The sequence below is a fragment of the Capnocytophaga sp. oral taxon 863 str. F0517 genome, from assembly GCF_000466425.1.
Taxonomy (GTDB): domain Bacteria; phylum Bacteroidota; class Bacteroidia; order Flavobacteriales; family Flavobacteriaceae; genus Capnocytophaga.
Map to the genome: position 1 here is coordinate 1 of NZ_KE992162.1, position 12,806 is coordinate 12,806.

14 protein-coding genes are annotated in these 12,806 nt (G+C 41.9%); 2 read left to right on the forward strand and 12 right to left on the reverse strand.

What is annotated here, in order from left to right:
- Window positions 1-240 precede the first annotated feature (240 nt).
- Window positions 241-1,164, forward strand: coding sequence for a hypothetical protein (locus HMPREF1551_RS07980; protein ID WP_021628584.1), 924 nt, complete (start codon window positions 241-243; stop codon window positions 1,162-1,164).
- Here HMPREF1551_RS07980 and HMPREF1551_RS07985 read toward each other — a convergent pair.
- From HMPREF1551_RS07985 to HMPREF1551_RS08010, 6 genes are all read right to left on the reverse strand, one after another.
- Window positions 1,076-2,221: an isochorismate synthase gene (locus tag HMPREF1551_RS07985; RefSeq protein WP_021628585.1), complete on the reverse strand. Its 1,146-nt coding sequence runs from the start codon at window positions 2,219-2,221 to the stop codon at window positions 1,076-1,078. The genes HMPREF1551_RS07980 and HMPREF1551_RS07985 overlap by 89 nt on opposite strands.
- Window positions 2,218-2,643 carry a PaaI family thioesterase gene (locus HMPREF1551_RS07990; protein ID WP_021628586.1) on the reverse strand — a complete coding sequence of 142 codons (426 nt, stop codon included), beginning with the start codon at window positions 2,641-2,643 and terminating at the stop codon, window positions 2,218-2,220. The genes HMPREF1551_RS07985 and HMPREF1551_RS07990 overlap by 4 nt, the downstream gene beginning before the upstream one ends.
- A gap of 214 nt (window positions 2,644-2,857) precedes the next feature.
- Entirely contained in the window at window positions 2,858-3,286 is a 429-nt protein-coding gene (locus tag HMPREF1551_RS07995) for a hypothetical protein (protein ID WP_021628587.1), read from the reverse strand.
- A gap of 41 nt (window positions 3,287-3,327) precedes the next feature.
- Entirely contained in the window at window positions 3,328-4,758 is a 1,431-nt protein-coding gene (locus HMPREF1551_RS08000) for a CCA tRNA nucleotidyltransferase (RefSeq protein ID WP_021628588.1), read from the reverse strand.
- Between the two features lie 69 nt (window positions 4,759-4,827).
- The gene (locus HMPREF1551_RS08005; RefSeq protein WP_021628589.1) at window positions 4,828-5,256 is read right to left on the reverse strand and encodes a DoxX family protein; all 429 of its coding nucleotides are present in this window, start codon (window positions 5,254-5,256) and stop codon (window positions 4,828-4,830) included.
- 36 nt (window positions 5,257-5,292) lie between these two features.
- Window positions 5,293-5,496 (reverse strand): hypothetical protein, encoded by a 204-nt coding sequence (locus HMPREF1551_RS08010; RefSeq protein ID WP_051317857.1) that lies wholly within the window; start codon window positions 5,494-5,496, stop codon window positions 5,293-5,295.
- 135 nt (window positions 5,497-5,631) lie between these two features.
- Between HMPREF1551_RS08010 and HMPREF1551_RS08015 the strand changes: the two genes are divergently transcribed.
- Entirely contained in the window at window positions 5,632-6,282 is a 651-nt protein-coding gene (locus HMPREF1551_RS08015; protein ID WP_021628591.1) for a DUF4294 domain-containing protein, read from the forward strand.
- Window positions 6,283-6,333: 51 nt separating this feature from the next.
- Here the strand turns inward: HMPREF1551_RS08015 and HMPREF1551_RS08020 are convergent, their stop codons facing one another.
- From HMPREF1551_RS08020 to yidC, 6 genes are all read right to left on the reverse strand, one after another.
- A complete protein-coding gene (locus HMPREF1551_RS08020; RefSeq protein ID WP_021628592.1) occupies window positions 6,334-7,314 on the reverse strand; it encodes an outer membrane beta-barrel protein in 981 nt (326 codons plus the stop codon).
- 24 nt (window positions 7,315-7,338) lie between these two features.
- Complete coding sequence (locus tag HMPREF1551_RS08025; RefSeq protein ID WP_021628593.1) at window positions 7,339-7,686, reverse strand: arsenate reductase family protein; 348 nt, start codon at window positions 7,684-7,686, stop codon at window positions 7,339-7,341.
- Window positions 7,687-7,699: 13 nt separating this feature from the next.
- Entirely contained in the window at window positions 7,700-8,542 is an 843-nt protein-coding gene (locus tag HMPREF1551_RS08030) for a hypothetical protein (RefSeq protein ID WP_021628594.1), read from the reverse strand.
- A 106-nt stretch (window positions 8,543-8,648) separates the two neighbouring features.
- Window positions 8,649-9,368, reverse strand: a complete 720-nt coding sequence (bshB1, locus tag HMPREF1551_RS08035; protein WP_021628596.1) for a bacillithiol biosynthesis deacetylase BshB1 — start codon at window positions 9,366-9,368, stop codon at window positions 8,649-8,651.
- 204 nt (window positions 9,369-9,572) lie between these two features.
- A complete protein-coding gene (gene eno / locus HMPREF1551_RS08040) occupies window positions 9,573-10,865 on the reverse strand; it encodes a phosphopyruvate hydratase (protein WP_021628597.1) in 1,293 nt (430 codons plus the stop codon).
- Window positions 10,866-10,946: 81 nt separating this feature from the next.
- Window positions 10,947-12,800, reverse strand: a complete 1,854-nt coding sequence (gene yidC, locus HMPREF1551_RS08045) for a membrane protein insertase YidC (protein WP_021628598.1) — start codon at window positions 12,798-12,800, stop codon at window positions 10,947-10,949.
- Window positions 12,801-12,806 lie beyond the last annotated feature (6 nt).

The window sequence follows — 12,806 nt, forward strand, 5'->3', positions numbered from 1 at the left end:
GTATGTCGCCGCCTTCTTAAAGAACCGAACTATTTTTCAATAGTTCGGTTTTTCTTTATATCATCTTTCTAATTATATTTAGAATTCGAATAAAATACGAATAAATAAGACGAGGGTTTTATTCCTAATTCGCTCTTTTTCAAGGGCTAATTGCCATTAGCCCCTACACCTGGCTCATGCTAACTTTTCGCAAACCATTTCTGTTTGACTATAATCCCTAATCCCTAACTACTAACCTCTATGAAATACTGTCTTTTATTCTTGCTGTCATTCTCTTTGGTAGCGCAAAATAAGGAAGCACAAAAACGATTGTATTATAACCTTACGGACAACGGAAAGCAGCTTTATATTATGGGGAAGTATGAATTGGAATTACTTCCCTATGAAGAGGCTTTTGATTCCCTTGTAGTAAAGCGAAGTCTGGTTGATTTTGCTAAGAGAAATCATTTTACGGATACCATTGCTAAGAAAAATCCGAAGCTGCCCTATCCTCATTATTATCTTTCTTATCATAAGAAAAATAAGGATAACCACTGGCGGAATACAATGGTATATTTTATCGGTAAAGATACGGATGAGGGTAGGTGGTCATTCATAGCTACGATTACCTCAATAGCGGAAAAACCTTCCCAGGAGATTGATCCGGAGATGGTACAGCTGATATTGGATAAAAAGGTATTGAATGAGAACCATTTGGGTGGGCATTTCTTTAATTTTCTTGGAAGGAAAATACAGCTATTGGACGAATGTTATTGGGAGGGAGTGAATATTGTACGCTGCCCTACTAAAGGGGAGATGAACTGGAGCTTACATCCTTCCTTAGCCGAAGCCCAACTATCTCTTCGGCTTCAAAAAGAATGGGGGGATATAATCCCCATGGAACCGAACTATACCTATAACCGTGCCTCAGAACAACAGAAAACGCTTATTTTTGAAGGAAAGCCTACGCAGGTTACGGAAGTTATCTATAATGTACGTTATCAAGATCCTGTGCTAAAGAGCTATCATAAAGATACGAAACTGATTGTCTATTATATAGCTACGATCGTACGAGGTCAGGCTATCGCTTGTGTGATTAGCTATTGGGACTCCAATGAGCGACTGCCTGAAACGGGACTCCCTGAGTTTGTCTCTCAGTTTGTACGGCTACCCAAGGAGGTATAGAGCGCTGAAGTACTCGTAGCATGGTTTGGGCTTTGTTCTCGGTTTCCTGCCATTCGCTTTCTTCTTGGGAACTACTGTTTATTCCTCCTCCAACATATACAAAGATCTCTTTTTGAGTTAGTTGGGCGCATCGGAGATTGACAAATAGGTCTATGGAGCGACTTTCCTCCAAATGGATCAAACCACAATACCCTGCATAAAATTCTCTTGGATAGCCCTCATTCTCAAGGAGAAAATGGCGGGCTTTGTCTGTCGGGAAGCCGCATACCGCAGGGGTGGGGTGTAGGCGTTGTAGAATTTCTTGGATAGGTATATTGGGTGTAATTTTAGCGCTAATTTCTGTGCAAAGGTGCCAAAGTCTTCCGGCGCGTACTTCATGTGCTTTTCCTATAGACAAATCGGTGGTGAGGGGTTGTAGCACTTGGGTGATAGTATCTGTTACAATCTTCTGCTCTCTATATTCTTTTTCAGTCCATAGGGGGCTTTCGCCTTCGATAAAAGGTTTGGTTCCCGCTAGTGACATGGTACGAAGTGTATCGCCTGTTAGCTTGAGTAAGGTCTCAGGAGTAGCTGCCAGCCATTGACCCACCTTTGGGTGTGAAAAAGCATAACAGAAGGCTGTGGGATACAGCGCTTTCAAATCTAAGAAATAGGTAAGGAGTGATTTTTGCTTTCCTTGGTAAGCAATTCTACGGGAAAGTACTACTTTTTCTAAGCTATGCTCTTCTATTGCTTTTAAGGCTTTTTGGAAAAGGATATGATAGGAGGTCCGATCTCCCTGGGTAGGGATGAGCGCTGTACTAAGGACAGGCTTCTCAGCGGAGGGTAGGGAAGTGGTAAGGAGGTTTTCTCCCTTTAGTAGCAGAGGAGCCCCTCCATGAAAAGGATACATGATAAAGCCTTGACTTTCAGTGAAATCGGCTGTATGGAGCGTGTCATCATTCTGGTAAATCAGATGGATGTCAGTGCTATTGGGATAGCTAAACAAAGCAAAAGGTAACCCTTTTAGGGCAACCTCCTTTGCTTTTTCTAAAAATTCTTCTTTAGATTGGTTCATCTTTTCTTAGTGATTATGGTGGTGTGCTTCCCGTAGGAAATGAGCTTGCCGTCCTCATCGGTGATTTTTATATCCCAGTGTTGCAGTGTTTTTCCCTTATGGATTAGGGAGGCTTTGGCAAAAACTTGCTTACCCAACTCTACCCCTCGTACATGGTTCATCATAATGTCTATTCCTAAAACTAAGTAGTTTTCAGGATCTGGATTTGCCAGTAACATAGCTGAGATACTCCCTGTGGTTTCTGCCAAGGCAGCCGATGCCCCTCCATGGAGAATGCAATTGGGTTGGCAAGTCTTCTCATTGACAGGCATTTTTGCGATTATGTAGTCTTCGCCTATTTCTATAAAGCGAATTTCAAGGAAGTCTATGAGGGTACTTTGCCCCATAGCATTGGCTTTTTCTAATAATAATTGGTTGTTCATATTCCATAGGATTAAAAAATAATTTAAAGTTATAAGGGTTCAAATTGGCTGTAATGTCTTAAGGGTATAGTTATCTTTTCTTTGGGTAAATCCTTTACTTTGCCAAAAAAAATCTTCTTGAGGTCCATATTCATCTTTCTAATCAAAGGGAAGTTGTCCTCTACAAACGGTTGTGAGCAAAAATAAGGATAAAAAGAATCGAACTTTCATAGAATTACTTAGTTTTTATCACGATTTTATTATTTGATAAATAGAAAATGGTATCATTCTTTTTTTCTTTTATGTAACCAATGTATTTCTTATCCGAATATATAGTGTCAATATCCAAACTCTTTAATAAAGCTGGATCTTCTTTTAGTTCTGATGAGGTATATTCCAAAAATCCATTAGCCCTATTGCAAAGAACCCCTTTTAGTTTCCCCTGCTTATCATAGCGCGAAATGGTTTTTATAAGTAGTCTTCCATAATTATTTTCTATAAATCCATTGGGGTTATATTGATAATCTTTACTTACTATTTCGGTTTGGATAACCTTAAAATCACTTTTTGGGGTATTACATCCTATAAGTAGAAAGCTAATAATGACCATTTGAATAGTACCTATAATTACAGATAGAAGACTTATTTTTATGCTTTCTTTCATTCTTGTAAGGTTTTGTAAGTTCTATCATCTTTAGGTGCGGGCTACGAGCTTGTGCCAGCAACTAAAGACAGTCCCATTTTCTTTGCTTTCTCAAGCATAAAGGGATATGCTTCTTCGTAGGAGTTGCCTATAATACCCTCTAGAATAGCTTCTTTGATAGCTTCTTTGAGCTGACCTACCTCACGGGAGGGACTAAGACCAAAGAGTTCCATGATTTCCTCTCCAGTGATAGGAGGTTGAAAGTTACGAATATGGTCTTTTTCTTCTACCTCTACCACTTTTTGGCGAACAATTTGGAAATTCTGATGATATTTCTTGTATCTCTGTGGGTTTTTGGTAGTTATATCGGCTTCGCAAAGGGTCATAAGTGCTTCAAAATCATCACCCGCATCAAAAAGTAGGCGCCTAACTGCTGAATCGGTTACAATGTCCTGTGCTATAATGATGGGGCGAGAGCTCATAGTAACCATTTTCTGAACAAACTTCATCTTCTCATTCTGAGGGAGACGCAGGCGCTGGAATATCTTGACTACCATTTTCCCTCCAAGAAACTCGTGACCATGGAATGTCCAACCTATTTTCTTGTCAAATCGTTTGGTAGGGGCTTTGCCTATATCATGTAATAGGGCTGCCCAGCGGAGCCATAAGTCGTTGGTGTTCAGTGAAATGTTATCCACTACTTCTAAGGTATGCCAAAAATTATCCTTGTGGCGTTGTCCTTCCTTTTCATCGACTCCTTGTAGGGCGACCAATTCGGGTAAGATCATTGAGAGCAAGCCTGTTTCATAAAGTAGCTTAAAGCCTACCGAAGGGCGGGCAGCGGCTAAGATTTTGTTGAGTTCTTCTGCAATACGTTCGTTGGAGATAATCTTAAGTCGTTCCTTGTTGTCCGTTATGGCTTGTAGGGATTTCTCTTCAATCTGGAAATTCAGCTGGGTAGCAAAGCGAATAGCCCTGAGCATACGCAAAGGGTCATCGGAATAAGTAATATTAGGCTCTAAGGGAGTACGAATGATTTTGTTCTGTAAGTCATCAATCCCTCCAAAAGGATCTATCAGTTCACCGAAAGAATCTTGGTTTAGAGAAATGGCTAAGGCGTTGATCGTGAAATCACGGCGATTTTGATCATCGGCAAGGGAACCATCTTCCACGATAGGCTTGCGGGAATCCTCTCGATAACTTTCCTTACGGGCACCTACAAATTCAATATCTATGCTATCGGTCTTGATCATAGCAGTACCAAAGTTCTTGAATACCGATATTTTAGGATTGTTAGGCAGTTGGGCAGCAACTTTTTCAGCCAGTTCTATACCACTGCCTAAGGTTACGATGTCAATATCTTTGGCATCACCTCGCTTTAATAATAAATCACGTACAAAACCTCCTACTACGAAGCATTTTTGACTGTTTTGGTCTGCAATTTTAGAAATAAGTTCAAAGATAGGGGCTGTAAGTGAAGAGGAATAATTCATTGTATATTTTTTCGATGGTACAAAAATACTATTTTTTTACCAATAAAAGAAGAAGTGAAGTAAGTTTTTTTAGTCCCAATTACTTTTTTTAGAAAGGGCATATTTTCCACCTCCTGTAAAGCATAGGCAGATAGCTCCACCGAAGAACAAACCTAAGGTCTCAATTGCCCAAGCTCCGGAGGAAGGGTTGATGACAAAAATCTCGTTTTTGTGGACTAAAAGGATGGCTACCAAGCAGTTAATAGCTATGATCATAGCGAAAAAGCGCGTGCGATAGCCCAGCATAAGTAAGATAGGTGCCAAAACTTCCCCTATATAAACGCCATATGCCCAGATGCTTGGCAAGGCATGGTTGATTAGTTGTATCTTTACAAAGCTGATATCGTGCAACTTAGAGATGCCATGGAAGAGCAAGATTCCTCCTATGACCATTCTTAGCAGCAGGATACCTATATGGGTACTATTGGTATGATTATGGCTCGTATCTTTGTAATACATTGTAAATAAGATTATTAAAAAAGTAAGGGGTGAGACTTAATAAATATAAGTATTTACGCTCACCTTTATCCTAAATCGCTCGTATAGAAGGGTTTTGAAACGGTGGGCAACATGTAAGTCTGTGAATATCATAGCACGGCTGATGCTGGTAGTAAAGACTACCTCACCGATGAGATATTCCACAAGATAAGTTCCCTCTTGGGTCATCAAAACATAGTTAGGATTAAGGATTGCTTCCACGTACATTGGAATTTTGGGCAAAGTTACAAAAAAAATAAATAAAAGCCATCATTTTTTTGATATTAAAGTTGTTATTTTAACATTTTTGAGAGTGGATGATTTTTGAAAAAATCGTACTTTTGTACAAAAATAGCTATGTATGCCCTTATTTTTTTTATAGTAGCTCTCTTAGGGGCTTGGCCTATTCACTCGCAGGAGCGAGATAGTATAGCACCAGCGGCAGGAGAGACGATGATAGACTTAGAGGAGGTTTTATTCTTTGGAAATCAGCCTTTTTTCAAGGATGAAGAACAGCGGAAGAAATATGAATTATTGCGCTATAGGGTACGGAAGGTATATCCTTATGCTAAGATGGCCGCCGATAAGCTCTATAAGATAGAGCGGACACTGGACACCCTGCCCAATCAGCGACAAAGAAAACGATATACCAAGCAGGTACAGGAGGATGCCGAGGCACGCTTTACCGATGAGCTTAAGAAACTCTCTCGCTCTCAGGGGCGTATTCTCATCAAGCTCATCTATAGGCAGACGGGCTATTCGGCTTATGACTTGGTCAAGAACTTGCGCAGTGGCTGGCGTGCCTTTTGGTATAACAATACCGCGTGGTTCTATGATCTTTCGCTTAAGAGCACCTATGCCCCAGAGCGGGTAGAGGAAGATTTTTGGATAGAGGATATCCTTTTGAGGGCTTTCTCCCAAGGAGAATTGGAGATGCAACCTCCTGCCATAGGGATTAACTATGAAGCGATAGAGAAAAAATGGCGCATGAGGCCGGCTAATGAATAAATATTTAGAAGAAAGGGCGAGCTGACAGCAGCTCGCCCTTTTTTTGAAAGTTTAGAAAGTATATTTGATACCGAAATTAAGTCCGAGAGAGGAATAAGAAGCTTTTTCAGTAAGTTTTTTCTTAGAGTCTCTGGCTTCTAACTCTTCTTGAGTAGCACTCTCCACATAGTTGGTGCGCTCATGATATACTTGTCCGCGTAGGACATCGTTGTAGGAGCCATTGGTAAAGCCTTCTAAGGTCTTGAGGGGCACTTCTACTTGTCGAGTAACACCGCCTATATTTAGGTTGGCTTTGAAAGTTTGTTTGAAGTCTTTTAATTCGGAGTAGTCGCGCTTCACGGAGATATTCATATATTCCAATTCAGCAAAAATAGACAAATGGTCATCAATATGGTAGTTATATCCCAAGGCGGCGATGGTACCAAAAGGTATTTTTCCTTTGTAATCTTCGGTATAGGAAGTCTCAATGGTAGCTCCAGAGGCGATGGAAGCCCCAGGAGGTAGAGAGGCTAAGGAAGGAACTACAGCCTTAAGTCTGGCAACGATTGGGGCAGGAATATCTTGTTGGGTAGTGGTGTAAGAATGGGCTACAGCTTCCGTTTTTCCGCCTACTTTGGTAAGTAAGCCGAAACGTCCGTAGAAGTGGTCGGTAAAGTTATAAGTTACAGAGAGTGCTGCCCCAAAGGCACGACCTCGTCCGGTAACTTTTCCATCAATGGTTGCTTTCAGTCGAGTATTAGCAATATTTTTTTCACTAATTTCATGCTTTACCACTTGGTCTTTACCATAGAGATAACCCACGCTAACATCAATTCCCCAAGTTTTGTTAAAGAAATAACCTACTCTGAGTTGGCTATTGAGGCCTTCTCCGAAAGTACCAAAGCGTACACTTTCTTTACCATTGATACTTTCTTCTCCAATCTTGGTAGAAGGTACTCCCCAGGCGTATCCTCCGGTAGTAGATACATATACCTGTGCAGAGGAAGTGTAGCAAGCTGCGAAGAGGCCTGCTAATAAGAAAATTCTCTTCATTATGTAAATATTAAAGTTTGATTTTTATTCTTGTGATTGGAGCCACTCTTGTGCAGCGCTCAAGGGGCGTGCTATGATGGCTTTGTCTCCATTTATGATAATAGGTCGCTCTATTAGCTTAGGGTATTGGTGTAGTAGGGCTATGATTTGTTCGTCTGAAAGGGTATCGTTGCCTACTTCTTTCCAAATGGCTTCTTTCTTGCGTACCAAATCAATAGGTTTGATGGCTAATTTGCGTAGGAGCTCCTTGAGTTCCTCTACTGAAGGAGGATTTTTGAGATAATCTATAATCTCAATGGGATATTCTTCTTCTTTTAGAAAAGCCAAGCACTCTCGGCTTTTGCTGCAATGTGTATTGTGATATATTTTCATCAGTTGTTAGTTACTAATAATAGGTAAGCTTTAGCTCTACCATGAAAACCAATTCGTCCTTGTAGCGGATTTCTTTCCTTATCCAATTTCCTTTTTTATCATACTGATAAGAAAGAGAGGAGTAGGCAGGGAGTACACCATTGGCTGTCATAGACTGTTCAAAGGGTGGGTTGCTATCTTTATAGAAATAATTAACCCTGAAATTGTCTATGTAATTGACATAGTCTTCTTTGACTAATTTGGTAGGAAAACCGAAAAGGTTGTATTCGTTCCGAAAGACATATTTCTTTTCTCCTTTTGGAGAGAGGAATATTCTTTCTGTAAAGTTACCAAACTCATCGTATTTGACAAAACACTTTTCAATAATCTCTCCATCCGAATAATAGGTGATACAGGCAATGGGATTGTCGTTATCATCCAAGCGGCAAAGGGTAATGCGCTGGAAGTCCTTTTTCTTATCTAAATAATAGACTTCACGGCTCTCTTTTCTTTTTTCATCATAGGAGAAGAAAAATTCTTTGTCTAATTTTCCGTTTTTATCATATACTTTTTCCTTTTTACGTCTATTTTTGGGATCATAGCTTATCTTTCGCTTTCCGATAACTTTATTTTTGTTGTCATAGAATACTCTTTTGGTGACTTTACCCGCTTTATTGAGTTCTATAAGGATATTTTTATCATATAGGAGTCCGTTACTGATAGTTTTTCCTATAGACTTATCCTCGTTTTCTTTGATTTCATAAGGAATCATACGTATAGACTTGACCTTCCCCCTTAGAAATAAATACCTAAGGGGATCTTCGTCCTGGGCTAAGGCCATAAAAGTCCCTAATATAAAGAGGAAGAGGGTTTTCATTTGTTTATCTTATTAAAGAGTCACGAGCTACAAGCTCGCGCCCGCTCAAGAGCGATAAGTTCGTGTAAGCTCAAGCACTACAAGTATGCCCCTACATTTGTCTTTACTATATTAAATGACTAAGGGCATCCACGGCGACATAGCGTTCTACATTGAAGCCTTCGGCATAGTCACGATTGATAAGCATACCCAGCTCCTGAGCGCGGAACTTAATGCTATCTTTAAAATTTTGGCTGGTGATGACCGTCTGTGGGTCATTTCCTTCCTCAGCTAAGAATTGGGAGCGATAGGCGTATATGGTTTCGATTTTCTTGTCCAAGAATCCGGTGATGTCCACCACAAAATCAGGACGTAGGTCTTTCCACTGTATATAGTGATAAACGACCTTGGGGCGCCATGCTTCTTGGGCGTTACCGTTCTCATCGTTGGTTTCTATACGGCGTAGCCCACTGAGGAAGCAAGCATCACTGACGAGCTTTCCCCCCTTACCATGGTCGATATGCCTATCATCGAAGGGATTACAAATCACAATCTCAGGGCGATATTTGCGCAGTTTCTTGACGATTTCCAGTTGGTGCTGCTTGTCGTTGGTAAAGAATCCATCGGCGAAGCAAAGGTTTTCTCGGATGCTTACCTGAAGGATACGCGCTGCCTCTTCGGCTTCTTTTCGGCGCAGTTCAGCACTTCCTCGGGTGCCTAATTCTCCTTGGGTAAGGTCGATAATACCTACTTTCTTTCCTAAACTAATTTCCTTGGCGAGGGTACCTGCACAGCCCAATTCTACATCGTCGGGGTGTGCTCCGAAAGCTAAAATATCTAATTTCATATTACTTAGTTGTTAGTCGTTAGTGATTAGTTGTTAGAGACTTGAACTAACGACGAATCACTAACCACTAAGTACTAATATTGATTCTATAATTTGTGCAAATATACAAAAACTTTCCCAAAACGCAAGGCTCTGAAAAAGTTTTTGTCGAATTTTTTTGAACAGCCTAAAAAAATATACTTATTCTTTTAGCTATTCAGATAGTTAGTTCTTTACGCGGAAGGCTTTTTCCTGAGGGTAATAAGCCACTTCGCCCAATTCTTCTTCTATGCGTAGGAGTTGGTTGTATTTGGCCATACGGTCGGAACGAGAGGCAGAACCGGTCTTGATTTGGCGGGTGTTAAGCGCAACGGCAAGGTCGGCAATGGTGTTGTCCTCGGTCTCTCCAGAGCGGTGTGACATGATAGAGGTGTAGCCTGCACGGTGAGCCATATCTACCGCAGCGATGGTTTCGGTAAGGGTACCTATCTGATTTACTTTGATAAGGATAGAGTTACCTACGCCCTGAGCGATTCCTTTTTCGAGGCGCTCTACATTGGTTACGAAGAGGTCATCCCCAACGAGCTGTACGCGGTCACCAATGGCATCGGTAAGGAGTTTCCAGCCTTCCCAATCGTTTTCGTCCATACCATCTTCTATGGAGATAATAGGGTATTTGTTCACCAATTCAGTAAGGTAAGCCACTTGCTCGGCAGAGGTACGTTTTTTACCTTTATCACCTTCGAACTTAGTATAGTCATATACGCCATCTTCATAGAACTCGGAAGAAGCACAGTCGAGCGCGATTTTCACTTCTTCGCCAAACTTGTAGCCTGCTTTTTCAACTGCTTTTTTGATAGTATCGAGCGCGTCTTCGGTACCTTCGAAAGTAGGAGCAAATCCACCTTCGTCGCCTACGGCAGTACTAAGGCCACGGTCATGAAGTACTTTCTTGAGGTTGTGGAAGATTTCAGATCCCATTTGTAGGGCTTGAGAGAAAGATTCGGCCTTTACAGGCATGATCATGAACTCTTGGAAAGCGATAGGCGCATCGGAGTGAGAACCTGCGTTGATGATATTCATCATAGGTACAGGGAGGTTGTTGGCACTTACGCCCCCTACATAGCGGTAGAGAGGAATACCCAATTCTTCAGCAGCGGCTTTGGCCACGGCAAGGGATACCCCAAGAATTGCGTTGGCACCCAAGCGAGATTTGTTAGGGGTACCATCGAGTTCGATAAGTGTTTTGTCGATGAGGTTTTGGTCAAAAACATTCATGCCGACGATTTCTTCAGCGATGATATCATTGACATTTTCTACTGCTTTGAGCACTCCCTTACCGAGGTATTCTTTGCCTCCGTCACGAAGTTCTACAGCCTCATATTCACCAGTAGAAGCTCCTGAAGGTACGGCAGCACGGCCACGGGCACCATTGTTAGTTATTACATCTACTTCTACGGTAGGGTTACCTCTTGAATCGAGGATTTGTCTTGCATGTACATCTAAGATAAGACTCATATTGTTTTAAATTAAGGTTAATAAAGGGTTATTTGATACAAAGGTCAGTGGTCAGTAAGGACTGACCGCTGACCTTTGGTTTTATTTCTTTTTGTTTTGTTGGGCGCGTTGTTGGGCTTCGGCTTGTTCCATCATCTCGCGCATTTTGCGTTGGAACTTGTTTTCTTTACGAGGTTTCTGCTTGTTCTCCTGTATTTTGGCATGGATACGCTTTTCATCAATAATCCAATACTTAATAGCCAACATGATAAATATGGTAATGAGGTTGGAGATGAAATAATACAAGCTCAAGCCACTGGCGTAGTTGTTGAAGAAGAAGAGCATCATCACAGGGGAGATGTACATCATAAACTTCATATTAGGCATGCCTTCCTGCTGGGGTTGTTGCATCTGCCCGGTGGTCATCATCATATAGATCAGCATGGTCACAGAGGCCAAGATAGGGAAGAGGCTCACGTGGTTTCCATAGAAAGGAATGCTGAAGGGCAGCTGAGCGATAGAGTCGTAAGAGGAAAGGTCATTCGCCCAAAGGAAAGCTTTTTGTCGGAGGACAAAGGCCGTAGGGAAAAAGCTAAAGAGGGCGAAGAAGACCGGCATTTGCAACAGAGCAGGGATACAGCCACTGAGCGGATTCACGCCCGCTTTACTATAGAGTGCCATAGTCTCCTGTTGGCGCCTCATGGCGTTATCCTGACCTTTGAATTTTTCGTTAATCTCCTCTATTTCAGGGCGTAAGACTTTCATCTTTGCTTGAGAGAGATACGACTTATATTGGATAGGGGAGAGTAGGATACGTACAATGATGGTAAGGACAATGATCGCCAATCCCATAGACATATAGCCAGAGAGCAGGTCAAAGACGGGGATTACAAACCATTTGTTGATCCAGCCGAAGATACCCCAGCCCAGAGGAATGGCTTTGGTAAGGCCATATTGCTTGTCATATTTTTTGAAAAGATCATAATCCGAAGGGCCATAGAAGAAGTGTAGGGACTGGCTAAGTTCTCCAGAGGTGTATTCTAAAGGGAAAACGGCTGCGAAGTCCTTGGTATTCTGTATCTTTTCATCTTCAGAGGTAGCTAAGTTCTTGGAAGAGAGTTTTCCACTTGTAAAAGGCTTGTCGGTGATGAGGAAAGAGCTGAAGAGGTGTTGTTTGAAATTGACCCACTTGATTTGTTTGAATTCCTCGGAGTCCTCACCTCCAGCGCTGAGCTTATCATCGCGGTTGTCCTCATACTGTACAATGGCTTGTACATAACGGTCTTCGTAGGTAACACTTTTTTCCATACGGCGTGCCTTGAGCTTCCAGGTCAGCTCGGGAACTTTGCTGGTATTGAGCACAGAGGAGAGCCCTACGCTTCGGATAGTTAGGTCAACGAAATACTCATCCGGACGGAGGGTGTATACATACTCAAGGTATTGGTTGGCCGAGGTATGTAGCTTCATAGAAAGCACATTCCCAGAGAGGGAAGGGGAGAAGGGCAAGTCCTCCGTATTGAGGATACGGTTATCGGCAGTAGCGATTTGCAAGGAGAACTTTGCATTGTTATCCTTAATCAGTTCGACCGGCTTTCCGTCATAGGTTTTTTGGTTTTTTACCAAAAGGCTGGTAATCTGTCCGCCTTTGTTGCTAACCTGCACCTTAAGGAGGCTGTTTTCAAGTGTGGTAACCTCCCCCTCTTTGTTGGAGGATAAGGTAGCAGCATAGGCGAAAGCGCCCAATTTTTCTTTATATTGGCTTAGGGCTAAGGAGTCTGTAGGTAAGGAGGCAGGAGCCTGAGAAGAGGTGTCCTGCTGGGAGGTAGCCGTTTGGCTTGTTGGGTTATTATTGGAGGGGGCTTGGGTAGGCTGATTGCGATAGAAAAAGAACATCAGCACGATAGCCATGAGCGCCATTCCTATAATAGAGGTAAGGTTGGAACGTCTTTCTTCCATAGAGTG

Coding starts and splice junctions, on each gene's coding strand:
- HMPREF1551_RS07980 (WP_021628584.1), top strand. CDS start 241: ATGAAATACTGTCTTTTATTCTTGCTGTCATTCTCTTTGGTAGCGCAA.
- HMPREF1551_RS07985 (WP_021628585.1), bottom strand. CDS start 2,221: ATGAACCAATCTAAAGAAGAATTTTTAGAAAAAGCAAAGGAGGTTGCC.
- HMPREF1551_RS07990 (WP_021628586.1), bottom strand. CDS start 2,643: ATGAACAACCAATTATTATTAGAAAAAGCCAATGCTATGGGGCAAAGT.
- HMPREF1551_RS07995 (WP_021628587.1), bottom strand. CDS start 3,286: ATGAAAGAAAGCATAAAAATAAGTCTTCTATCTGTAATTATAGGTACT.
- HMPREF1551_RS08000 (WP_021628588.1), bottom strand. CDS start 4,758: ATGAATTATTCCTCTTCACTTACAGCCCCTATCTTTGAACTTATTTCT.
- HMPREF1551_RS08005 (WP_021628589.1), bottom strand. CDS start 5,256: ATGTATTACAAAGATACGAGCCATAATCATACCAATAGTACCCATATA.
- HMPREF1551_RS08015 (WP_021628591.1), top strand. CDS start 5,632: ATGTATGCCCTTATTTTTTTTATAGTAGCTCTCTTAGGGGCTTGGCCT.
- HMPREF1551_RS08020 (WP_021628592.1), bottom strand. CDS start 7,314: ATGAAGAGAATTTTCTTATTAGCAGGCCTCTTCGCAGCTTGCTACACT.
- HMPREF1551_RS08025 (WP_021628593.1), bottom strand. CDS start 7,686: ATGAAAATATATCACAATACACATTGCAGCAAAAGCCGAGAGTGCTTG.
- HMPREF1551_RS08030 (WP_021628594.1), bottom strand. CDS start 8,542: ATGAAAACCCTCTTCCTCTTTATATTAGGGACTTTTATGGCCTTAGCC.
- bshB1 (WP_021628596.1), bottom strand. CDS start 9,368: ATGAAATTAGATATTTTAGCTTTCGGAGCACACCCCGACGATGTAGAA.
- eno (WP_021628597.1), bottom strand. CDS start 10,865: ATGAGTCTTATCTTAGATGTACATGCAAGACAAATCCTCGATTCAAGA.
- yidC (WP_021628598.1), bottom strand. CDS start 12,800: ATGGAAGAAAGACGTTCCAACCTTACCTCTATTATAGGAATGGCGCTC.